Genomic DNA, 24,702 nt, shown 5'->3' with positions numbered 1-24,702 from the left:
GTCGTCAGGTCGGCGCCGCCTCCAGCGCGGCCAGGAAGTCCGCCACCAGGTCGGCGGTGTCCTCGATGCCGGTCGAGACGCGGACCAGACCCTCGCCGATCCCGGCGGCGGCGAGCTGCTCGGCGTCCACGATCCCGGCCCACATCGAACGCGGATGCACCACAAGCGTGCTGACGCTGCCGAGGCTGGCCGCCCGCTTGGCCAGCCGCAGCCCGGCCAGCAGCGCCGCCGCGCCGGCCCGGCCGGCGGCCAGCTCGACGCCGAGCACCCCGCCGAAGCCGGTCATCTGCCGGCGGGCCAGCGCGTGCTGCGGGTGCGAGGGCAGCCCCGGGTAGCGGACCCGGGCCACCGCCGGGTGACCCGCCAACGCCTCGGCCAACGCGAGCGCGTTGGCGTTGTGCCGCTGCACCCGCAGCGGCAGCGTCCGCAGGCCGCGCAGCAGCAGCCAGGCGTCGACCGGGCCGAGCGTGGCGCCGGTGACGATCGCCGTCCGCCACACCCGCTCGACGAGTTCCGCGCCGCCGACCACCACCCCGGCGGACACGTCGGAGTGCCCGCCGAGGAACTTCGTGGCGCTGTGCCAGACCAGGTCCGCGCCGGCGGCCAGCGGACGCTGGTTGACCGGCGTGGCGAACGTGTTGTCCACCACCACCAGCGCGCCGGCCGCGTGCGCGGACGCCACCACGGCGGCCAGGTCGGTCAGCTCCAGCAGCGGGTTGCTCGGCGTCTCCACCAGCACCAACCGCGTCTCCGGCCGCAGCGCCCGCGCGAACGCGTCCGCGTCCGTCTGATCCACCTGGGTGTACGCGACGCCGAAGCGCGGCAGCAGCCCGGTGGCCAGCGAGGTGGTGCCGCCGTACGTGCTGCGTTGCACCACCACGTGGTCGCCGGCGGCGAGCAGGGCCAACGCCACCGTGCTGATCGCGCCCATCCCGGACGCGGTGACCAGCCCGGTCTCCGCGCCCTCCAGCTCGGCCACCACGGCGGCCACCTGCGCGTGATTCGGGTTGCCGTAGCGGGTGTAGAACGCGCTGCCCCGCGTCTCGGTGGCGATCTCGGTGAACCGCTCGTCGGACTCGGCGCTGAACGTGGCGCTCTGCACGATCGGCGGCGCGACCGCCCCGCCGGGAACCAGGCCGTCGTCGCCGTGCACCGCGGCGGTGCCGAACCCGGTCATCCGCGCGCCACCCGCTCCACCAGCGCCCGGTAGCTGCCCAGCGCGGTGAACTCCGGCAACGTCAGGTCGCTGCCGTGGCGCTGCCGCAGCAGCGTGACCAGCCGCAGCGCGCGCAGCGAGTCGCCACCGGCGGCCAGGAAGCCGGCCGCCGGGTCGCGCGGCGCGGTGCCGAGCACCTCCTGCCAGGCCGCCGCCACATGGTCCGCCCACTCCTGCCGGGCGTCCCCGCCGGCCGCCGGCGTCGGCCCGGCCACCGGTGGCAGCGGCGCGTCCGGGTCGGCCGCCAGCAGCCGGCGGAAGCCGTCGGCCAGCGCGTCCACCCGATCGGCCGGGACGTGCCGGTGGTCGTACTGCACCATCAGCCCGAGCCGCCCGTCGGCCAGCTCGGCGTCGACGGCGAGGCTGAACGCCACGTCCACGGTGACGCCGCGACTGTCCACGATGCGGCTGCCGGCGTCGGCCGGACGCGGCGGGAAGTGCGTCCAGTTGAAGAAGTGGTCGAACCGTGGGCCCGCGCCGCCGGCCCGGACGATCTCGGCGAGCGGGAAGCGGTGGTGCCCCATCAGGTCCCGTTCGGCCCGCCACGCCTCGGCGGCGAGCTCGGCCACCGACCGGGTGCCCAGCGCGAGGCGGACCGGCAGCGTGTTGAGGAACAGTCCGAGCGTGGCGGCGCTGCCCTCGCCCTCCGGCCGGCCGCCGACGACCAGGCCGCTGACCACGTCGTCCCGGCCGGCCAGCTCGCCGACCAGGCGCAGGTGCACGGCGAACAGCCAGGACTTGACCGGCACCCCGGCGTCCCGGGCGGCGGAGGCGACCCGCTCGGTGGTGCCCGCCCGCAGCGGCACCCGCTGGGTGGTGGTGGTCCGTGGCTGCGCGCCGCCGAGCAGCAGCGGCGGCGCGGCACCGGCGCCGTCCAACCAGAACCGCCGGGTCGCGGCGTCGGCCAGGGCCGCCCGCTCCGCGGCCACGTACTCCCGGAACGGCAGCCCGGGATCGACCCCGGCCGCCGCGCCGACCCGCTCCCGGTCGTACGCGTCGAGCAGGTCGGCCAGGAACAGGTGCAGGCTCCAGCCGTCCAGGACGCTGTGGTGCTCGGCGACCAGCAGCGTGAACCCGTCGGCGTCGGTGCGGGCCGCGTGCAGCCGCAGCAGCGGCGGCCGGGCCCAGTCGAACGGACGCCGGCGTTCCTCGGCGACCAGCGCGTCGACCCGGGCCTGCCGGGCCGGCGCGTCGAGCCCGGTCAGGTCCGTCACCGGCAGCTCGACCGGCACCCGCGCGTGGACGAGCTGCAACGGCTCCGCGTACGTGCCGAGCGCGAAGCCGGTCCGCAGCACCGGGTGGGCGTCCACCAGCACGGCCAGCGCGCGACGCAGCGCCGCCACGTCCAGCGGCGCGGCGACCCGGTGCGCGGTGACGTTGTGGTAGACGGCCGGGTCGCCGGTCAGCTCACCGTGGTAGACCATGCCGAGCTGGAGCGCGGTCATCGGGTACGCGTCGGCCAGCCCGTCCGGCAGCCGCTCCCGGTCGGCGGCCGTGACCAGCGAGAACCGGCCGTCGTGGGCGGCCGGTTCGGGCGCGACCCCGTCCAGCGTGATCCGGCCGTGCGTGACGAGGTCCCGGATCGTCTGGTGGGTGAAGATGTCGTTGAGCTGGAACGACAGCCCGCGCTTCTGCGCCGCCACCTGCATCTGGATGCTGCGGATGGAGTCGCCGCCGAGCGCGAAGAAGCTGTCCGTGACGCCGAACGACGCCACCCCGAGCACCTCGCGCCACGCCTCGACCAGGATCTCCTCGGCCCGGTTCGCCGGCGTCTCCGCCGGGTCGCCGGCCGGCCGGTCCAGCCGGGGCGCGGGCAGCGCCGCCCGGTCCAGCTTGCCGTTGCGGGTCAACGGCAGCTCGTCGAGGACCACCACCGCGGCCGGCACCAGGTGCGCCGGAAGTCGCTCCGCGAGCCACTGCCGAGGCGGCGCGACGGGCCCGGCGGCGGGCGCCGCGTCCACCGTCACGCCCGCGGTGGCGTACCCGGGACGGACCGCGTGCAGCGTGTGCCGGTCGGTGCCGGCCAGCAGGTCGTCCTGCCGGGTGACCACGGTGAAGCCCCGCGCCTCCAGCAGCGCCACCAGCTCGGCCAGCCGGCCGGCGGTCGCCGTGCCCGGGGCGTCGTGCACCTCCATGGCGACCTGCGCGACAAGCGGCCAGTGCCGGTCGTCCAGCCCGGCCAGCACGTCCGCCTCGGCGCGCTGCACGTCGATCTTCAACAGGTCGATCCGGTCCGGCGCCAGCTCGTCCAGCACCGCCGAGAGCGGTCGGACCGGCACGGTCAGCTCCCGGCCGGCGAAGCGCTCGGCGAGCAGCTCGTCCGCGCGGTCGAGCAGCAGGTCCCGCTCACCCGCTCCGGCGTCGCGCTCGTTGGCCAGGTACCGCTTGATCACCCCGATCTCGGCGTCCGGGTCGGCGTACGCGGCGTGGCCGGACATCATCGAGTAGCCCGGGTAGTAGGTGAACGAGACCTCGCCCGGCTCCCGCGACAACCCGTGCGCGTGCACCGTGGCCGGCACGCCGAACTCCGCGACGTTGCGGCGCAACGCCTCGACCACGGCCGGCACCGGCTCGAACGCGTGGATCGTCGCGTCCGGGCAGACCTGGTGCACGAAGAGCGAGAACATGCCGATGTTGGCGCCCACGTCGAGCACCGTCGCGCCGGGGCGCAACACGATCCCGTCCCGCAGGTAGACCCGCTGCCCGAAGATCTCGTCGTACAGGTAACGGGTCTCGTGCGGGTTGATGCCTGCGACCCGGTCGAGGTCGAGCGCGACGCCGGCGCGCGGCCGGACGTAGGCGACCAGCCGGTCGCCGTACCCGTCGTCGTCGCGGGCCACCACCGCGGCGTCGGCCACCTCCGGGTGCCCGCGCAGCACGGCGGCGACCTCGCCCGGCTCCACCCGGAAACCGTGGATCTTCACCTGATCGTCGAGACGGCCCAGGTAACGCAGCCGCCGCCGCGCGTCGAAGCGCACCCGGTCACCGGTGCGGTAGACCCGCTCGACGCCGCCGGCCGGCAACGGCAGCTCCACGAACCGACTGGCGGTCGCCGCCGGGTCGCCGAGGTAACCGTCGGCGAGCTGCGGACCGGCGACGCACAGCTCCCCGGCCACCCCCGGCGGCACCGGACGCAGCCGCTCGTCCAGCACCCGCACCGCCACGCCGGGCAGCGGCCGGCCGATGGTCGGCGGGTCCCCGGCGCGGATCTCCGCCGCCGTGGTGTCCACCGTGCACTCGGTCGGGCCGTACAGGTTGACCGCGCGGACGCCCGGCCGCGCCGCCACCGCGGCCCACAGGTCCTCGGGCACCGGCTCGCCGCCGACCAGCAGCAGGCCGGGCAGCCGGGTGTCGCCCGCGCCGGCGAGCAGGATGCGGAGCTGGGAAGGGGTCAGGTCGAGCACGTCCACCCGCTGCTCCGCCAGCCAGGCGGCGAGCGCGGCACCGTCGCGGCGCACGTCGTCCGGCACCAGACACAGGGCGCGGCCGTGGGCGAGCTGCACGAGCTGCTTCACCGAGGCGTCGAACGTCAGCGGCGCGTTGACCGCCACCCGCAGACCCGGCGCGCTGTCCGCGTACCCGGTCGCCTCCAGCGCGCCGGTCAGGTGCGCGGCGGCGGCGTGCGACACCCGGACCGGCCGGGGCGTGCCGGTGGAGCCGGAGGTGAAGATGACGTACGCCGGGTCGGTCGGGGCCGGCGCGGTCGCGGGCGGTGGGCCGCCGGCGGCGACCAGCTCGCCGACCGACACGGTCGCCGGGCCCCGGTCGCCGACCACGCACTCCGCGCCGACGGCGCGGAGCTGGGCGGCCAGGCGCGGCGCCGGGGCGTCCGGGTCGAGCGGCACGAACACCGCGCCGGCCCGCAGCACGCCGAGGAACGCCACCACGGTCTCCCGGGAGCGGCCGGCCAGCACGCCCACCGGTCGGCCGGCCAGGCCGCGCGCGGCCAGCGCCGCGGCCACCCGCCCGGCCCGCGCGTCCAGCTCCCCGGCGGGGTACGCGCCGTCGGCCGCCACCACCGCCGGGGCGTCGGCGTCCATCCCGGCCAGGCCGGCGTCCAGCAGGTCGACGACGGTACGCGTCGGCGCGGCCCCCGCCGTGCCGCCGGCCTCGACCAGCCAGCCGGCCTCCCCGGCGCCGAGCACGGCGAGCGGGGCGTCCCCGGCCAGCGCGGCCGGCAGGCTGCGCAGCACCGCCACCAGCGAGTCGAGCAACCACTGCCCGCCGGTCACCCGCAGCGTGACCTCGTCGTCGCCGGGAAGCACGGTGAGCCGCGGCCCGGCGGGCGGCGGCGGCACCGGCACCTCCGCCGCCGTGCCGCCGAGGGCGGCGACGGTGGCCGGCGCGACCGGCGGCTGGACCGCGAACCCGGCCACCGCGCCGGTGCTCTCGTCGACCGGGTCGACCAGGTGGAACGTCTCGTCGGCGGCGACCTCGGCGGCGCGTACGGCGGCCAGCAGCTCGGCCGGTTCGGCCGGCAGCGGCAACGCCAGCCGCAGCGGCCCGTAGCCGCCCAACGGGCCGACCACGCCGCCGGTGCCCTCGGCGTGCCGGCCGTCGTGCCAGCGGGCCAGCACCAGATCCGTCTCCTCGGCCCCGTCCGGCGTCTCGGCCCGGCGGGCCACCGCGAGCGCCCACGCGGCGAGCAGCAGCGTCCCGACGTCGCCGTTCGCGGCGCGGGCGGTCCCGGCCAGTTCGGCGGCGGGCACCGTGGCGGTGACCGTCGCGTCCGGGTCGTCGCCGTGCGGCTCGACGAGCCGCGCGGCCGGTGCGCCCGGCGCGGGCGGCGCCGCCTGGTCGCGCTCCTCGACCTGCCACTCGGTGATGTCGAGGAACTGCAACGCCTCCTCCTCGACCGCCGGGAGGTCGCCGGCGTACGCGCGGGCCAGGTCGGCGAGGACCAGGCGCAGGCTGGCCGGGTCGGCGATCAGCGGGGTGGCGGCCAGCTCCAACGCGTCGTCGGTGAGCATGACCGACAGTTCGCCCTGCGCGCCGACCGGGACCGTCCGGTCGTCGTCCACGTCCTGCAACGGCACCCGCAGCCCGGGGTGGTGCACGAGCGTCAGCCGCAGCGCCTCGTGCCGGGCCACCACCTCGTCCACGGCGGTCTGCAACCGGGCCCGGTCGAGCGGCCGGCCGAGCCGGACCCGGGCCCGCACCAGATCCTGCTTGCCGGACCAGGCCAGTCGCTGGACCGGGGACAGACGGTATCCGTTCACCACACACTCCGGTTGACGTAGAGGTCGGACATGGCGACCAGGATCTGCCGGTCGCCGGTGAAGGGTTCCCGGCCGTGGGTGGCCAGGAAGTTGTCCACCACCAGCACGTCGCCGCGCCGCCACGGCACGGAGAGGGCGTGCTGCCGGTACAGCTCACGGATGCCGGTGACCACCTCGTCGGGGATCGGCTCACCGTCGCCGTGGTACGCGTTGCGCGGCAGCCCCTCCGGGCCGTACTCGCGTCTCAGCGCGTCGGCCACCTCGGGCGGCATGTTCGACACGTGGAACAGGTGGGCGTGGTTGAACCACACCGTCTCCCCGGTCCGCGGGTGCGTGGCCGTCGCCTGCCGCCGCGCCACGGTCCGCAGCCCGTCCGCGCCCAGCCAGGTGAACTCCGTGGCCGACGCGGCGCAGTACGCCTCCACCTCCGCCCGGTCGGTGGTCTGGAACGCCTCCTGCCACGGCAGGTCCAGGTGCGGGCCGTAGTTGCGCACGTAGCGCACGCCGTCGCGGGCGAACCGTTCCCGCACCTCGGCCGGGATCAGCGGGGTGACCACCCGCTCGGCGGCCAGCGGGGTCGCGCCGCCGTCGCCGGTGGCCGGCTGCGCGCAGTGGAAGAACAGATGCGTCGGCCAGTTGTGCGAGTACGACATCTCGTGGTGCAGCGGGATCCACTGGGCGGCGTTGAACTCCGTCGAGGTGAACACCCGGTCGGCCACCTCGTGCCGGGGCGCGGCCCGTTCCAGGTAGCCGAGCAGCTCCGGGCTGATCTCCCGGGCGGCCCGGCCGAAGTCGTCGGCGCTGCGCACGTCGAAGCCGCGGAAGAACACCGCCGCGTGCCGGTCCAGGTCGGCCAGCAGCTCGGCCCGCCGCCCGGCGAGCCAGCCGGCCAGGTCGAGGTCGGGCACGGCGGCCTCGACCAGCAGCACGAAGCCGTCCGGGCCGAGCGTGCGACGGGTCACCGGCGCGGTGACGGTGCCACCGGCGGCGCGGCGGCGGGGCCCGGGGGCGCTCATGAGGTGCCACCTTTCGCGGTCAGCTCGGGCGCGGCGGCCGGGTCGGCCATCGCGGTGAGGATCCGCCGGGGCGGCGTGAACGGCTCCCGGGCGTGCGCGGCCAGCATGTTCTCCACCAGCAGCACGTCGCCGGCCCGCCAGTCGAACGCGCGGGTCTCCGCCGCGTACGCGGCGCGCAGCTCGGCCAGCACCTCGTCCGGGACGGGCGTGCCGTCGCCGTACGCGGTCTGGTAGGGCAGGTCCTCCTCGGCCAGCGCGGCCCGCAGCCCGGCGCTGACGTCCGCCGGCAGCGACGTGACGTGGAAGAACAACGCGTGGTTGAACCAGGTCCGTTCCCCGGTGACCGGGTGCCGGCGGACCGCCGGGCGCACCTGCCGGGTCCGCAACTGCGTCTCGCCCACCCACTCCACGTCGATCAGCGACCGCGCGCAGTACGCCTCGACCTCGGCGCGGGAGTCGGTCTGGAACGCGGTCTGCCAGGACAGGCTGATGCCGGGCAGGTAGTTGCGCCGGTAGAGCACGCCGCGCTCCTCGAACTCCGCGACCGTCTCCGGGCGCAGCCGGGCCAGCACCCGACGGCTGTCCGCCAGCGGCGTACGCCCACCGGCGGCCGGCGCGACCTCGCAGTGGAACACGATGCGCAGCGGCCAGGTGACCGTGTACGACTGCTCGTTGTGCAGCACGATCGGCTGGTCGGCGGGGTGCTCGGTGGACGTGTAGACGCCCTCGGTGACCCGGCTGCGCGGCGAGGACCGCTCGCCGTAGGACAGCACGTCGTCGGAGAGCGCCGCCATCACCGTGCGGAAGTCGTCCGCGCCGGCCACCGCGAAGCCGCGGAACAGCACCGCGCCGGCGCGACGGGCCAGCCCGTCCACCTCGTCGCGGTGCCCGGCCAGCCAGCCGGCCAGGTCGACGTCGGGCACGTTGGCGTGCACCAGCGCCGGCAGCGGGCCGCCCGGCCAGTCCGGTCGTACGTCCACCAGGTTCCGTTCCCGGCCGCGGCGGGGGACGGGCCGCGCGACCCGGATCTGATCGGTCATCTCTCTCTCCCAGCGGTGTCGGCGCAGTCGGCCAGACTGCGCCGGGGGTCGACGGCGGCGGTACGCAGCAGCGCGGTGAGGCGGCGGTGCCACGTCACCACCCCGTCGTGGTCGAACAGGTCGGTGCGGTAGGTCCAGAGCGCGTCCAGCGCGTCCCGCCGGTCGTCCAGCCAGAGCGTCAGGTCGAGGCGGGCCGCGTCCGGGGTCAGTTCGACGCCGACGAAGTCGCCGCCGCCGGCCACGCTGCGGTGCCGGGCCGGTGGCGCGTTCTGCACCCCGAACGCGACCTGGACGAGCGGGTTGCGACCCGGTCGGCGGGTCGGGTTGAGCCGCTCCACCAGCAGGTCGAACGGGACGTCCTGGCGGGCGGCGGCGAACAGCGTGACCCGTCGGGCCTCGGCGAGCAGCTCGGCGAACGTCCGGTCCGGCGCCGGGCGCAGTCGCAGCGGCAGCGTGTTCACGTGGCAGCCGACGCTGCGTTCGGCGGCCACGCTGGTGCGGCCGGCGAAGGCGACGCCGACCAGCAGGTCGTCCCGGCCGGTGGCGGCGCCGAGCAGCGCGGCGAACCCGGCCAGCCCGACCATGTGCAGGCTGGCCCGGTGCGCGCGGGCCAGGTCCCGCACCGCCGTGGCGGTCGCCGGGTCCACGGTGGTCCGCAGCGCGGCCCCGCCCCGGGTGTGCGCCGGGACCTCCTCCTGCGCCACAGGCGTCGAGCGGGGGCCCCCGCCCACCTCCAGCAGGTGGGGGGCGTCGCGCAGCTCGGCCAGCAGCTCGTCGGTCGCGCGCCGGCCGGCCGGCGCCGCCAGCCAGGCGCGCTGCGCGGCGGCGAGGACGGCCGGGCCGGGCGCCGGCTCGGTGGGCGCGTCCGGGTCGTCGTAGGCCGCCGCCAGGTCCCGCACCAGCACCCCGAACGACCAGTCGTCGGCGACCGCGTGGTGCACGACCAGCAGCAGCGCCTCCGCCCGACCGCCGCCGTCGGGCAGCAGGCACGCGCGCAGCAGCGGCCCGGTGGCCAGGTCCATCGGGGCACGCGTGCCCTCGGCGGCGAGCCGGGCCAGCCGGGCGTCGAGCGGAGCGCCCGGGTCGGCCGGCGCGACCACGAGGTCCGGCCGGGCGTCCGGGCGCACCACCTGCACCGGCCCGTCCGGCCCGGCGGGCAGGACGGTGCGCAGCGCGGGATGCCGGTCGACCACCCGGTGCAGCGCCCGGGTCAGCCGTTCCGGGTCCAGCGGCGCGGCGAACCGGACCGCGAACGCCAGCAGGTAGGACGTGTCGGCCGGGTCGAGCCGGTGCAGGAACCAGAACCGCCGCTGCGCCGCGGACAGCGGCGCCGGCCCGCCGGTCGCGGGCCCGTCGCCGGCCGGCCCGCCGGTCGCGGCTCCGGCGGTCGTCGGCGTGCCGGTGAGGTCCGGACCGCGCCCCGCCGGGTCGATCGGCGCACCGTCCGGATCGGAGGGCGCGTCGATCCAGGCGGCCAGCGCGGCGACGGTCGGGCGGGCGAACAGGGCACCGGGGTGGACCCGGCGGCCGGTGGCGGCGGTCAGCCGGGTGGCGCAGCGGACCGCCAGCAGCGAGTCGCCGCCGAGCGCCAGGAAGTCGTCGTCCGGGCCGGTGACCGGCACGCCGAGCAGTTCCCGCCAGACCGCCGCGACCAGCGCGCCGGTCGGGTCGAGCGAGCCGGAGCCGGCGGCCGAGCCGAACGTCGGCGCGGGCAGCGCGGATCGGTCGACCTTGCCGTTGGGCAGCGTGGGCAGCCGGTCCAGCCAGACCACGGCCGCCGGCACCAGCGGCGCGGGCAGCACCTCGGCCAGCCGGGCCCGCACGTCGTCGCGCCGCTCGCCGGTCAGGTAGCCGACCAGCACCGGGTCCCCGCTCGGGCCGGGCCGGACGGCGGCGGTCGCCCCGCGTACGCCGGGCAGCGCGGCGAGCCGGGCGGCCACCTCGCCCAGCTCGATCCGGTAGCCGCGCAGCTTCACCTGGTCGTCGAGCCGACCCAGGTAGGCCAGTTGCCCGTCCGGGCGCAGCCGGACCCGGTCGCCGGTGCGGTACATCCGCTCGCCGGGCCGGAACGGGTCCGGCCGGAACCGGTCCCGCGTCTCCGCCGGCCGGTCCAGGTAGCCGCGGGCCAGCCCGGTGCCGGCCAGGTACAGCTCACCGGCCTCGCCGGGCGGCACCGGTCGCCCGTCCGGGTCGAGCACGTACGCCCGGGTGCCCGGCAGCGGCCGGCCGATCGGCGGGTCCCCGTCGTCGCGGGGCACCTCCGCCCAGGTCGAGTACGTGGTGTCCTCGGACGGGCCGTAGAGGTTGCACAGCCGGCGCACGTGCGGGCGGGCCCACACCCGGGCGGTCAGCGCGGCGGTGAGCGGCTCGCCGGCCAGGCAGACCGTGCGGACACCCGGTGGCAGCGCCCCGGCGGTGAGCAGCTCGCCCATCGCCGCCGGCACGGTGTTGACGAGCGTCACCGGCAGCCGGTCCGCGCCGGGCGCGGCCAGCGCCAGCACGTCGTCGACCAGCAGCACCCGCCCACCCCAGGCCAGCGGCCCGAAGATCTCGAACACGGACAGGTCGAAGCAGACCGAGGTGGCGGCGAGCATGCCGCCCAGCTCGGTGTCGTCGAACGTCTGCCGGACCCAGTGCAGCAGCACCGACGCCGAGCGGTGCTCGATCGCCACGCCCTTGGGCCGCCCGGTGGAGCCGGACGTGTAGATGACGTACGCCAGGTCGGCCGGCGTCACCGGCGTCGCCGGGTCGGTGCCGTCCCCGGCCGGGTCGAGCCGGTCGGTCAGCACGGTCGGGCCGGGAAACCGGCCGGCGAGGTCGGTGCGGGTCAGCACCAGCCGGGCTTTCGAGTCGGCCGTCATGAACGCCACCCGGGCCGCCGGGTACGCCGGGTCCAGCGGCACGTACGCCGCGCCGGCCTTGAGCACGGCGAGCAGCGCGACCACCAGTTCCGGCGTACGCGGAAGGCAGACGCCGACCCGGTCGGCGCGCGTGACGCCGGCGGCGAGCAGCACCCGCGCCAGCCGGTTCGCCGCCTCGTCGAGGTCCCGGTAGGTGAGCGTGGCGTCGCCGTGCCGGACCGCCTCCGCGTCCGGGGTGCGGGCGGCCTGCGCGGCGACCATCCGGTGCAGGCAGTCCACCGGGGCCGGACCGCTGCCGGTACGGCGGGCGGCGGCGCGCCGGGTCGGGCCGGCGGGCCGGGCGGGCGCGTTCACCGGCCGCCACCGGCGAGCGCCGCCGCGAGCCGGCGGTCCGCCTCCTCCTGGAGACGGTCCTTGTCGGCGAGCACCACGCTGCCCGGGTCGTTGTCCGGCAGCTCGTCCTCCAGCCGGCGGATCCGCCGGTACGCGATGCCGCCGGCGGCCAGCGCCAGCGCGCAGAGCCCGGCCAGGATCGCGGCCAGCGCCATCCCCCGGCCCGGCCCGGTGCCGGCCAGCCCGGCGAGCGGACCGCCGGGCCGGGCCAGCGGGGCGAGCACGTGCTCGGCGAGCGGGCCGGCGCTGAGGAACCCGGCCGGCACCATCAGCCAGGACAGCATCTGCGCCATGGCGAGCACCCGGCCCTGCAACTCCAGGCCCACCTTGGCCTGCACGATGGCCAGCCAGTGCGTGTTCACCAGCGCGGTGGCCAGGCCCATGCCGAACAGGCCGAGCGCCGGGAACAGCGGGTCCGGCCGCAGCCCGACGGTGAGCAGCGAGACGCCCAGCAGCACGACGCTGGCCAGGATGCCGGTGGTCCGCCGGGCGGTGCCGCCCCAGACGCCCATCAGCACCGACCCGACCACCATGCCGACCCCGCTGGCGGCCAGCACCCGGCCGAGCACCGCCGGGTCGCCGAAGGAGAGCGTGAGCGGCGTGACCAGCACCTCCACCATGGCGAAGAAGTAGTTCAGCGACGCCACCAGCACGACCAGGGCGACCAGCCCGTGCCGGCGGACGATGAACCGCCAGCCACCCAGCACCTCGCGGCGGAACGGCTCCTCCCGGCGCACGAACAGCGTGTCCGGGAAGCGGACCGACAGCGTGACGGTCACCGCCACCGCGAACGTGACCAGGTCGATCACCACGATGCCGCGCAGCCCGACGGCGAGCACCAGCGCGCCGCCGACCAGCGGGGCCAGCACGGTGCTGGTGGCGGTGCCGAGCGAGACGATGCCGTTGGCCCGCCCGTAGTAGCGCTTCGGCACGAGCTGGGTGACCGCCGCCTGGTAGGCGGGTTGCTGGAACGCGGTGGCCACGGCGGTGACGGTGATCGCGGTGAGGATGTGCCAGAGGTGGAGCTGGCCGAGCCAGAGCAGCAGCGCCAGGCTCACCGTGCCGGTGGCGGCCAGGCAGTCGGCGAGCACCATGATCCGTCGGCGGTCCCAGCGGTCGGCGAGCGCGCCGGCGATCGGGGAGAGCACCACGGCCGGCAGCAGCGCCAGCACGGTGGCGGTGGCGAACAGCGAGACCGACCCGGTGCGCTGGTAGACCCAGAGCCCCATGCCGAACGCGGTCAGCCCGCTGCCGACCAGCGAGACGAGCTGGCCGATCGCGACCAGGTAGAACACCGCCAGGCTGGGCGTCGCCGTCCGCCGCGCCGCGCCGTGCGCCGTGGGCGCGGTCCGGGGCGCGCTCCGGGCCGCCTCGACCGGCCGCGCCCCGACGGGTACGCCGGCGGGCCGGTCGGCTTCCGCGGGCGCGGCGGCGGACCGGCCCGGCGCGGGGGCGCAGTGCGCCAGGATGATCGCGGCCAGCTCGGCCGGCTGGTGCTTGGCGAAGTAGTGCCCGGCGCCGTCGATGACCGCCAGCGACACCCGGTCGGCGAAGAACTCCCACTCCAGGTACCGCTCCTGGTACAGCTCGGTGGCCCGGTCGCCGCTGCCCACCACGCAGACCAGCGGCGCGGACAGCTTCCGGGGCAGGCCGGTGGCGTAGACGTCGGTGTAGTAGTCCTCGCCCCGGGCCGAGTCCGCCAGGACCACCCGCATCACGAAGTCCTTCTCGGCGGCGTCGAAGACCTCGGTGAAGAAGCCCATCGCGCGCAGCGACTCCAGCGTCCGCCGCTTCGACGCCCAGCGCTCCACCGGGAACCACCGGCGCAGCCAGCCGAACACCCGGCCGGGCAGCCGGGGCGCGGGGAAGTGCGCGCCGATCGCCACGCCGGTGACCTCGACGCCGGCCGCCTCCAACCGGCGGGCCAGCTCCACCGCCTCGGCCCCGCCGACGCAGTGCCCGTACACCGCCACCGGGCCGGTGATCTGCTCGACCACCTCGGCCACGCAGCGGTCCACCAGCTCGTCCAGGTCGAGCATCGGCTCGTCCGGACGGTTCAGGTCGTGCCCGGGGCGTTCCAGCGCGTACAGCGACACGCCGGCCGGCAGGGCGTCCGCCAACGGCTGGAACGTGATCGCGCTGCCGCCGCCGAACGGCACGCAGAGCAGCGTCAGCGTGGTCGGCGTGCCCGGCCGGGCCGGGGTCAGCTCGTGCAGCAGCCGGCCGGCCGAACCGCCGGTGGCGGCCAGGTGCTCGGTCAGCGCCCGGATGGTCGGGTGCCGGAACAGGTCGAGCACGCTGATCGCCGGGTCGCTGCCGGCCAGCGCCTTGATCGCCCGGAACGAGTCGCCGCCCAGGTCGAAGAAGTCGTCGTCGATGCCGACCCGGTCGTAGCCGAGCACCTCGGCCCAGCGCCGCGCCAGCGCGGCCCGCAGCGGCGTGTCCGGCTCACCGGCGCCGGCCGCGGTGCGGTCGCGGCGGGGCGCGGGCAGCGCCGCCCGGTCGACCTTGCCGTTGGCGTTGAGCGGCATCCGGTCCAGCGGCACGAACGCCGACGGCACCATGTAGTCCGGCAGCCAGGTGCGCGCGTACGCCCGCCACGGCGCCGGGTCGGCGGCGAAGTCGGCCGTCACCGCCCGCCCGGCGTCCGGCTCGGGACCGTCGGTCAGGGTCAGGTACGCCACCACGGCCTTCTCGCCGGCGTCCTCGCGGACCACCACGGCGGCGTCGCGGACCGCGTCGTGCCGGCGCAGCACCGCCTCGATCTCGCCCAGCTCGATCCGGAACCCGCGCACCTTCACCTGCGAGTCGCCCCGGCCGAGGAACTCGATCCGGCCGTCGGCCAGCCGCCGGCCCAGGTCGCCGGTGCGGTACAGCCGCCCGCCGCCGCCCGGGTCGGGCACGAACCGCGCGGCGGTCAGCGCCGGATCGGCGTGGTAGTCCCGGGCCAGTCCGGGACCGCCCAGGAAGATCTCGCCCGGCACGCCGACCGGGGTCGGATCGAGCCCCGGGTCGAGCACGTGGACCCGCATGTTGCCGATCGGCCGGCCGATGGTGGGCCGGCTCCCGTCCGGGACGATCCGGTCCATGGTGACCCAGACCGCCGCCTCGGTCGGGCCGTACAGGTTCCACAGCGCGTCCACCCGCTCGGCCAGTTGCCGGGCCAGCGGGGCGGGCACCGCCTCACCGCCGCAGACCGCGGTCAGCCCCGGCGTGCCGGTCCACCCCGACTCGATCAGCAGCCGCCAGGTGGTCGGCGTGCCCTGGGCCAGCGTGACGCGTTCGGCGGCGAGCAGGTCGGCCAGCCGGGTCGCGTCGTACGCGACGTCGCGGTCCACCAGCAGCATCCGGGCGCCGACCACCAGCGGCAGGAACAGCTCCGGCACGGACATGTCGAACGCGAAGCTCGCCATCGCCAGCATGGTGCCGTCGCGGGTCAGGCCGGGCCGCTCGCGCATCGTCGCCAACGTGTTGACCACCGCGCGGTGGCTCACCCGGACGCCCTTGGGCCGGCCGGTCGAGCCGGACGTGTAGATCAGGTACGCCAGGTGGTCCGGCCCGGCCGACGACGGAACGGCGGTCTCCGGCTCCCCGGCCGGGGCGGCGGTGTCCGGCTCCCCGGCCGCGTCCGCGCCGGTCACCACCGTGCCGGCGAAGTCGAGCCGGTCGGCCAGGGCCGCCTCGGTGACCAGCACCGTGGCGCCGCTGTGCGTCAGCACGTACCGCTGCCGCTCCACCGGGTACTCCGGGTCCACCGGCACGTACGCGCCGCCGGCCTTGAGCACGCCGAGCAGCGCCACCGGCAGCTCGGCCGAGCGGGGCAGGCAGACCGCGACCGGCACGTCGGGACCGACCCCGTCCCGGCGCAGCCGGTGCGCGAGCCGGTCGGCGCGGGCGTCCAGCGTGGCGTAGTCGAGCGTGGTCCCGCCGAACGTCACGGCCGGCCGGTCGGGGCCGGTCGCCACCTGGTGCGCGAACAGGTCGACGAGCGTCGGCACCCGGCCGGGCGGGGTGTCCCAGCCGGCCGGCGCGGCGGTGTCGTTCCACTCGGCGAACCGGTCGCGCTCGGCGTCGGTGAGCAGCGGCAGCGCCGCCAGCCGGGTGCCCGGGTCGGCGACCGCGGCGGCGAGCAGCGTCTGAAGGTGTCCGGCCATCCGGTCGGCGGTCGCCGGGTCGAACAGCGCGGTGTTGTACTCCAGCCGGAACCGCAGCCCCTCGGCCACCTCGTACGCGTACAGCGCCAGGTCCTGCTGGGCGATGCCCGGCTCGACCGCGAACGGCGTCATCCGCAGCCCGGCCGCCTCCACGTCCCGCTGCTCCGGCACGTTGAGCAGGTTGAACATCACCTGGAACAGCGGGTTGCGGCTCAGGTCGCGGGGCGCGTCGACCAGGTCCACCAGCCGCTCGAACGGCACCTCCTGGTGGTCGTACGCGCCCAGCGCGGTGCGGCGGACCTGCCCGAGCAGCTCGGCGAACGTCCAGTCGCCGTCGAGCACGGTCCGCATCGGCAGCATGTTGACGAAGAAGCCGACCATCGGCTCCAACTCGGCCCGGACCCGGCCGGCCACCGGCGTGCCGACGCAGACGTCGCGTTGACCGGTCCAGCGCCACAGCAGCGTCTGCCACGCGGCCAGCAACGTCATCGCCAGCGTGACGCCGTGCCGCTGGCTGAACCGGCGCAGCGCGTCGGCGGTCGACGGGGGAAGCACCAGCGTGCGGACCGCGCCGTCGAACGTCTGCACCGGCGGACGCGGCCGGTCGGTGGGCAGGTCCAGGACGGTGGCCGCGCCGGCGAGCTGCTGCCGCCAGTACCGCAGGTCCGGGTGGTCCGGATCGGCCAGTCGGCCGCGCTGCCAACGCGCGTAGTCGCCGTACTGGACGGCCAGTTCGGGCAGCGGGTCGTCGCCTCCGGCGCGGGCGGCGGCGTAGCGGGTGGCCACCTCCCGGGCCACCACGCCGAGCGACCAGCCGTCGGAGACGGCGTGGTGCATGGTCAGCGACAGCACGTGCCGGTCGTCGGCGACGCGCAGCAGCACGGCCCGGAACAGCGGCCCGGCCGCCAGGTCGAACGGGCGCCGCACGTCGGCGGCGAGGGCGGCGTGCACCCACCCGGGCACCGCCGCGGCCACCGCCGGCTCGACGATGCTGACCGGCACGGCCGGGTCCGGGTCCGTCGGCGCGGTCAGGACCGGCAGGTCCACCGGCCCGGCCGGGAGCACCCGCTGCACCGGGTCGCCGTCCGGCCCGAGCGGGAACACGGTCCGCAGCGCCTCGTGCCGGCGCACCAGGCCGGCCAGCGCGGTCCGCAGCGCGTCCGCGTCGAGCACGCCGTCGAGCAGCAGCGTGGTGCCGACCGTGTAGGCGCTCTGCGCGTACGCCTGGTCCAGGAACCACAGCCGGTGCTGGCCGGAGGAGAGCGGCGTCGGGCCGGCGTCCGGCTCGGCCCGGGGAATGCGCTCCCCGACGTCGGACGCGACGGTCGGGTCGGGCGGGCCCGCCCCGGGCGGCGTCGCCTGCGCGGCGGTCGGCTCCTCGACGGCGGTGGTCGCGGCGTCCGCCGGGCCCGCCACGGGCGGCGTCGCCGGTGCGGCGGCCACGGTCGCGGGCAGCGTCGCGGCGAGCGCCGCGACGGTCGGTCGGGCGAAGACGGTCTCCAGCGGCACCGCCACGCCGAGGCGGGCACGCAGCCGCACCACCACCTGGGTGGCGAGCAGCGAGTGCCCGCCCAGCTCGAAGAAGTCGTCGAGCGCGCCGATCGGCGCGATGCCGAGCAGGTCGCTCCAGACCGCCGCCACCGCTTCCTGCGCCGCCCCCACCGGCGCGACATACGAGGTGCTCAACGCCGGCCGGTTGCCTCCCTCCTCCTGCGCGCGCTGATTCCCGGAAAGCGTGGCTGTTTCGCTCGGAACGGCCACGCTTTCCGGGAAAGCGGCCCCGGGGGTGCGGGGGGCGGGGGTGTGCGGGGCCGGGGCGATCCAGTGGCGGTGCCGCTCGAAGGGGTAGCCGGGCAGCGGCAGCCGGCGGTCGCCGTCGCCGTGGAAGCGGTCCAGGTCGACCGGCACGCCGGCCAGCCACAGCCGTCCCACCGCGTCGAGCAGCGTCGCCACGTCGTCGGCCTCGGCGCGGGGGTGCCGCATCGCCGCGACCGCCCGGGCCGGCGGCAACCCGGCCAGCCGGGCCAGGCCGCCGAGCGCGTGCCCGGGGCCCACCTCGACCACGACGGCGTCCTGCTCGGCGAGGAACGCGGCCGACTCGGCGAACCGGACCGGCTCGCGCAGGTGCCGCACCCAGTACGCCGGGTCGGTGACCAGCCCCGGCGTGACCGGCCCACCGGTGAGGTTGCTGAGGTAGGGGCGCTGCGGTTCGGCGTACGCGACCCGGGCGGCGTGCGCGGCGAACTCGTCCAGCACCGGGTCGAGCAGCGCCGAGTGGTAGCCGCGCGTCACCCGCAGCGGGCGGCAGTCCACGCCGTCCGCGGTCAGCCGCTCGCGTAGCCGCCCGACCGCCGCCGGGTCGCCGGAGACCACGCACAGCTCCGGGGCGTTCACCGCGGCCAGCGCGAGGCCCTCGTCGAGCAGCCCGGTCACCGTCGCCTCGGATCGGCCCACCGCGAGCATCGCCCCGACCGGCGTACGCGCCACCAGCTCGCCGCGCACCCGCACCAGGCGCAGCGCGTCGGCGAGCGGGAAGACGCCGGCCAGGCAGGCGGCCACGTACTCGCCGAGGCTGTGGCCGACCATCAGGTCCGGGGTGACGCCCCGGGCCAGCAGCGTACGGGCCAGCGCGTACCCGGTGACGAACAGCGCGGGCTGCACCAGCTCCGGGCGGGCCAGCAGCTCCTCCGCCGCCGGGTGTCCGCCCGGCGGCGGGTCGAGCACGGCGCGCAGGTCCCGGCCGAGGTCGTCGCCGAGCAGCTCGGCGCACGCGTCCACCACGGCCCGGTAGGTCGGCTCGGCCCGGTAGAGTCCCGCGCCCATCGCCACGTGCTGGGCGCCGTGCCCGGGGAACGCGAACGCCAGCGTCCGCCGCCCGTCCGGACGGACCCCGGTGAACCGGCGGGCCGGCGCGTCCAGGGCGGACACCGCGTCGGCCCGGTCCGCCGCCACCACGTACCGGCGGTGGGTCAGCGCCGCCCGGCGGCCCAGCGCCGCCGCGACGTCCGCGAGCAGCGTCCCGGGGTGGGCGTCGAGATGGTCGCGGAGCTGCCCGGTGGCGGCCTCCAGCGCGGCCGGGGTACGCGCGGAGAGCACCAGCAGCCGTGGCCCCGGCGCGGGCGGGGTCACCGGGCCGGGCGGCGCCGGCGGCTCCTCCAGCACCACGTGCGCGTTCGTGCCGCCCATGCCGAACGAGCTGACCCCGGCCCGACGTGGACCGTCGGCGGCCCACGGCCGGGCGGCCCGCTCGAAGCGGAACGGCCCGGCCCCGACGTCGATCGCCGGGTGCGGCCGGTCCAGGTTGACCGCCGGCGGCAGCGTCCGCGTCCACAGCGCCATCACGGTCTTGATCAGGCCGGCCACCCCGGCCGCCGCGTCGGTGTGCCCGATGTTGGCCTTGACGGAGCCGAGCGCGCAGAAGCCACGTGCGTCGGTGGAGCGCCGGAACGCCTCGGTCAGCGCGGCCACCTCGATCGGGTCGCCGAGCGTGGTGCCGGTGCCGTGCGCCTCCACGTAGCCCACCGAGCGGGGGTGCACGCCGGCGTCGGCCAGGGCCCGGCTGATCACCTCGACCTGACCGGCGACGCCCGGCGCGGTGTAGCCGGTGCGGCGGGCCCCGTCGTTGTTGACCGCCGAGCCGCGGATCACCGCGTAGACGGTGTCGCCGGCGGCGACGGCGTCGGCCAGCCGCTTCAGCACCACCACGCCCACGCCGCTGGACTCGATGCTGCCGCGCGCGTCGGCGCTGAACGGGCGGCAGTGCCCGTCGGGGGAGTAGATGCCGCCGTCGTGCCAGAGGTAGCCGCGCCGCTGGGCCGGGAAGACGCTCACGCCGCCGGCCAGCACCACGTCGGACTCGCCGGTCAGCAGGCTCTGCCGGCCCAGGTGCACCGCCACCAGCGACGTCGAGCAGGCGGTGGCCACGGTGACCGCCGGCCCGGTCAGGTCGAGCTGGTACGCGACGCGACTGAGCAGGAAGTCCTTGTCGTTGCCGAGCGAGAGCTGGTGCTCGCTGAGCCCGCCGGTCAGCTCCGGGTGGCCGCTGAGGTGGTCGAGCAGGTAGGAGCTGCGGCCGGAGCCGGCGAACAGGCCGACCCGGCCGGGGTGGCGGGACGGGTCGTGGCCGGCGTGCTCCAGCGCGTGCCAGGCGCACTCCAGCAGCAGCCGGTGCTGCGGGTCCAGCGTCTCCGCCTCGCGCGGGGTGAAGCCGAAGAACGCCGCGTCGAACTCGTCGATGCCGGGCAGGAACGTGCCGGCCCGGACGTACGCCGGGTCGTCGATCCGGGCCGGGTCCGCGCCGTCGGCGAGCATCTCCTCGACGGTGAACTCCTGGACCGACTCCACCCCGTCGCGGATGTTCGCCCAGAACTCGTCGACGGTCCGGGCGCCGGGGAACCGGCCGGCCATGCCCACCACCGCGATCGGTCCGTCCGCCGGGCCGGCGGACGTGGGCGTCGCAGGCACCGGCGGGGCCTCGCGCGCGGGCTGCGGCGCCGCCCCGGTCGTGGTGACCGTGACCAGGTACGCGGCCAGCGACTCCACGGTGGGGTGGCGGAACAGGTCGGTGGCGGTCAGCACGTCACCGAGCCGGGCGCGCAGCCGGTCCAGCACGGCCAGCAGCCGCATCGAGTGGCCGCCCAGGTCGAAGAAGCTGTCCCGGGTGCCGACCTGCGGCACGCCGAGCACCTCGCGCCACACCTCGGCGACCAGCCGCTCCAGGCGTACCCGGTCGGCGTCCCACCGGCCCGGCGTCCCCGCCGTCGTGGTCGTCGTGCCGCCCGGCGCGGCGGCCCGGAGGCCGTCCGGGGCGGCGTCGTCGGCGCTGCTCGGGGCGGCGGGACCGGCCGGGGTGGCCGGTCCGGTGGCGCGGCGGGCGGCCGGGGCGTCGGCCGGGCCGGGCGCGGGCAGCGCCTCGGCGTCCACCTTGCCGTTGCCGGTCAGCGGCAGCGCGTCCAGCCGCACGAACGCGGCGGGCACCAGCCAGGACGGCAACTCGGCGGCGAGCGCGGCGCGCAGCTCCGCCGGGTCCGCCTCGTCGTCGCCGGCCAGGTACGCGACCAGCCGCGGGTCGGTCGGGTCGTCGTGGCGCAGGTGGACGGTCACGTCGGCGGCCGGCAGGTGGCGGCGGACCGCCGCCTCGATCTCGCCGCACTCCACCCGGTAGCCGCGTACCTTGACCTGCCGGTCGGTGCGGCCCAGGTATTCCAGGACGCCGTCCGGGCGGCGGCGGGCCAGGTCGCCGGTGCGGTAGAGGCGCGCGCCGGGCACCCCGGAGAACGGGTCGGGCAGGAACCGCTCGGTGGTGCGGCCCGGCTGCCCCAGGTAGCCGCGGGCCACCCCGGCCCCGCCGACGTACAGCTCGCCGACCACGCCCACCGGCACCGGGTTGCCCCAGCCGTCGAGCAGGTGGAGCGCGGTGTTCGCGATCGGCCGGCCGATCGGCACCGAGCCGTCGGTCGGCGTCTCCGGCTCCACCTCGTACGCGGCGCAGCCGACCACCGTCTCGGTCGGGCCGTACTCGTTGACCAGCGCGGTCTCCGGCGCGTGCGTCCGCCACGGGGCGACCTGGTCGGCGCGCAGGTTCTCGCCGCCGATGACGAAGCACCGGGTGCGACCGGCCAGCTCGTCCGGGCGGAGCTGGTGGGTGACCAGTTCGAGCTGGGCAGGGGTGATCTTGACGAGGCCGAACGGCGTGGCGGTGTCGCGCAGCGCCTCGCCCAGCGCGGCCGGGCCGAGGTGCTCGCCGATCATCCGGACCGTGGCGCCGGCCGCCAGCGGCACCAGCAGGCTGGTCACGGTCAGGTCGAACCCGACCGAGGAGTGCAGCGGGACCACGTCACCGGGGCGCAGCCGGTACGCCTGGGTGGCCCAGCGCACGTAGTTGGCCACCCCCCGGTGGGTGACCATGACGCCCTTCGGCCGGCCGGTCGAGCCGGAGGTGTGGATGACGTACGCCAGGTCGTCCGCGGTGGGCGCCGGCCGGCGGCGCGGCCGACGCCGGGGTCCGCTGCCGCGTGCCGTCGCGCCTGCGGGCGCCGGGGCGTCCGGCCCCGGCACCAGCAGCGCCGCGTCGCCGGGCACCAGGTGCGCCAGTTCGGCGCAGGTGAGCACCACCGGCGCGGCGGTGTCGTCCATCAGGTGCCGCAGCCGGGCCGGCGGGTTCGCCGGGTCCATCGGCACGTAGGCCGCGCCGGCCCGCAGCACCGCCAGCACCGCCACGGTGAATCCGACCGCGCGGGGCAGCAGCACGCCGACCAGGCCGCCGACGCCGACGCCCCGCGCGCGCAGCGTCTCCGCCAGCGCCTCGGCCCGCGCGTGCAGCTCCCGGTAGCTCAGCGCGGCGTCGCCGTCGGTCACCGCCACCGCGTCGGGGGTACGCCGGGACTGCTCCTCGATCAACGCGTGCACCAGCTCGTCCGGCTCGGCCGGCGTGGCGGTCCGGTTCCACTCGGCGACCAGCCGCCGGTGCTCGTCGGCGGTCAGCATCGCGGCCGAGCCGACCGGCGTGTCCGGGTCGGTCAGCAGCGCCGCGAGCAGCGTCCGGAAGTGCCCGGCCAGGCGGGTCATCAGGTCGGCGTCGAACAGGTCGGTGCGGTACTCCAACACGGTCCGCAGCCCCCGGTCGTCCTCCCGGACGGCCACCGTGAGGTCGAACTTGGCGGTTCCGACCGGCACCTCGACGGTGCTCACCTGGAGGCCGTCCAGGCGGGGCGGGGCGGCCTCCCGGCCGTACACGAACATCACCTGGAACAGCGGGCTGAAGCCGGCCCGGCGGGTCGGGCGCAGCGTCTCCAGCACCGTCGAGAAGGGCAGTTCCTCCCGGCTCAGGGCGTCCAGGACGGCGACGCGTACCCGCTCCAGCAGCGTGGTGAAGGACGGGTCGTCGTCCAGCCGGGCCCGGATCGCGACGGTGTTGAGCAGCAGGCCGACGAGCTGCCGCGTCTCCGGGTCGCGCCGGCCGGCCACCGGCGTGCCGACCACGACGTCCCGCTCGCCGGTCCACCGGGCCAGCAGCACGTGCAGCACCGCCAGCAGCACCATGTACGGCGACACCCGCGCGCGCCGGCAGAACGCGGCCAGTTCCCCGGTGGGCACGTCCAGCGGCACCGACAGCGTGGCGCCGGCGCCGGACGGCACCGCCGGGCGGGGTCCCCGGGTGGGCAGGTCCAGCGCCGCGGACGCGCCCGCGAGCTGCTCCCGCCAGTAGTCGAGCTGGGCGGACGCCTCCGCGCCGGCGAGCCACTCCCGCTGCCGGCGCGCGTGGTCGCGGCAGTCGACCTCGACCGGGTCGAGCGTGGCCGGCCGCCCGGCCCGGTACGCCGCGTAGAGCCGTTCCCACTCCTCGTGCAGCAGGCCCAGCGACCACTCGTCGATGGCGACGTGGTGGAACGTCAGCAGGAGCACGTGCTCCTCCGGCGCGCACCGCACCAGATCGGCCCGGAGCACCGGCCCGTGTGTCAGGTCGAGCGGGTCCCGGCCGGCGGCGCGCAGCCGGGCGGCCACCTCCCGGTCCCGGTGCCAGCTCGGCAGTCCGCTGAGGTCGTGCACCCGCAGCAGCCCCGGGCGCGGTTCGTGGACCACCTGGACGAGCGGGGTGTCCGTACCGTCCCCGCCCGGGTGCGGGATTCCGGCGCCCGGGGCGTCGTGGGACGGCCCGGGTGCGAGCGTGGTGCGCAGCGCGGCGTGGCGGGCCACCAGCTCGTCCAGCGTGGCGGACAGCGCCGCCACGTCGAGCGGGCCGTGCAGCCGGTAGGCAAGCGGCACCAGGTAGCCGGCCGAGCCCGGGTCGAGGCGGTCCAACTGCCACATCTGGCGCTGCGCGGCGGTCGCCGGCGCGGGGTGGCCGGAGCGGTCCCGCGCCGGTGGGGCGGGCACCGTTCGCCGGGGCCGCAGGACGTCGGTCATCGCCTCCGCCTTCGTCGCTGCCGGCCGTCGGGTGGACCGCATCCGGACGCGGGCGGTCGCCGCGCCGGACCGTCCGGCCGGGATGATGGAAGATCAGGATTCCTCGATGGGGAACCCGGCTCATCATGTCACCGGCGATCTTTGTCCGCCGATCCCCGAATCGTGCCGCCGGTCGATGCTTTCGGTGGCGGGTGTTGCACGTTCGGCCAGTTCCCGGCGGCCGGTAAGAAATGTGATTGCGGGGCCTCGGCCCGCACTCCGGGCCGGTCCCCGGGGTGATGTCGCTCGTATCGGTCATCGGGAGCTTCCGCCGCCTCGACACCATTGTGGAGGGATATGCCGGATGCGGGGGAAGGGGGGCCCGCCGCGTCGCGCCACCTGACCGTCTTGGCTGTTCAAGACCCTTGTCGGCGGCGTCGTTGACAGAGTGATCTTCGATGGAATACGGTCGCGGCGAAGTCGCTGTGGTGCCGGCCACCGGCAATCGGTGTGTGCGTTCCGGCGTCGGCGTGCCGATTTCCCGCGATCGGGTCGGCAATTGCTCCGCAAGCCCCGCTCCTGTCGGATTCTCGCGGTTCGCCGAAACGCTTCCCCGATTCGACGCCTTGTGTCGGCATTTCCCGCCCGGACAGTCGCCCGAATGTCACCGCCCCGATGCGGCCCGCCTCCCGGCGTGGTGTCGATCAGGGCCGGCGGACCGGACGGCGCGGGACGGGGCCGAAAGGCGCGACGGGGGTCCGGGCGGTAGGCGCGGGGCCAGCCGATCGGTGGAGCGCGGTCGCCGTGTGGCCGGAATTGATGTCGAGCGGTCGATTACCGGTGCGGCGGCGTACCGCGAGAAGTCCTTGCCTCCTACGGTGACGTCCGGCACGCGGACGGAGGGAAGTCGGGAGCCACC

General features: G+C 76.7%; 6 protein-coding genes. All 6 read right to left on the bottom strand.

What is annotated here, in order from left to right; translation table 11 throughout:
* Positions 1 to 4 precede the first annotated feature (4 nt).
* Genes VKK44_RS18905 through VKK44_RS18880 form a run of 6 tightly spaced genes read right to left on the bottom strand, consistent with a single transcriptional unit; the run spans position 5 to position 23,804 of the window.
* A complete protein-coding gene (locus VKK44_RS18905) occupies positions 5 to 1,177 on the bottom strand; it encodes a trans-sulfuration enzyme family protein (protein ID WP_343442442.1) in 1,173 nt (390 codons plus the stop codon).
* On the bottom strand, positions 1,174 to 6,435 hold the full coding sequence (locus VKK44_RS18900; protein WP_343442441.1) for an amino acid adenylation domain-containing protein: 5,262 nt from the start codon (positions 6,433 to 6,435) through the stop codon (positions 1,174 to 1,176). Before VKK44_RS18900 ends, VKK44_RS18905 begins: the two co-directional genes overlap by 4 nt.
* Positions 6,432 to 7,451, bottom strand: a complete 1,020-nt coding sequence (locus VKK44_RS18895; protein ID WP_343442440.1) for a TauD/TfdA family dioxygenase — start codon at positions 7,449 to 7,451, stop codon at positions 6,432 to 6,434. Before VKK44_RS18895 ends, VKK44_RS18900 begins: the two co-directional genes overlap by 4 nt.
* Positions 7,448 to 8,491, bottom strand: coding sequence for a TauD/TfdA family dioxygenase (locus tag VKK44_RS18890; protein WP_343442439.1), 1,044 nt, complete (start codon positions 8,489 to 8,491; stop codon positions 7,448 to 7,450). Before VKK44_RS18890 ends, VKK44_RS18895 begins: the two co-directional genes overlap by 4 nt.
* Complete coding sequence (locus tag VKK44_RS18885) at positions 8,488 to 11,706, bottom strand: amino acid adenylation domain-containing protein (protein ID WP_343442438.1); 3,219 nt, start codon at positions 11,704 to 11,706, stop codon at positions 8,488 to 8,490. The genes VKK44_RS18890 and VKK44_RS18885 overlap by 4 nt, the downstream gene beginning before the upstream one ends.
* Entirely contained in the window at positions 11,703 to 23,804 is a 12,102-nt protein-coding gene (locus VKK44_RS18880; RefSeq protein WP_343442437.1) for a non-ribosomal peptide synthetase/type I polyketide synthase, read from the bottom strand. The genes VKK44_RS18885 and VKK44_RS18880 overlap by 4 nt, the downstream gene beginning before the upstream one ends.
* Positions 23,805 to 24,702: the final 898 nt, after the last annotated feature.

Source organism: Micromonospora sp. DSM 45708 (genome assembly GCF_039566955.1).
In the GTDB taxonomy this organism is placed as follows: Bacteria; Actinomycetota; Actinomycetes; order Mycobacteriales; family Micromonosporaceae; genus Micromonospora.
The sequence above is the reverse complement of the archived record's forward strand: the minus strand, read 5'-3'. Positions and strand labels throughout refer to the sequence as shown.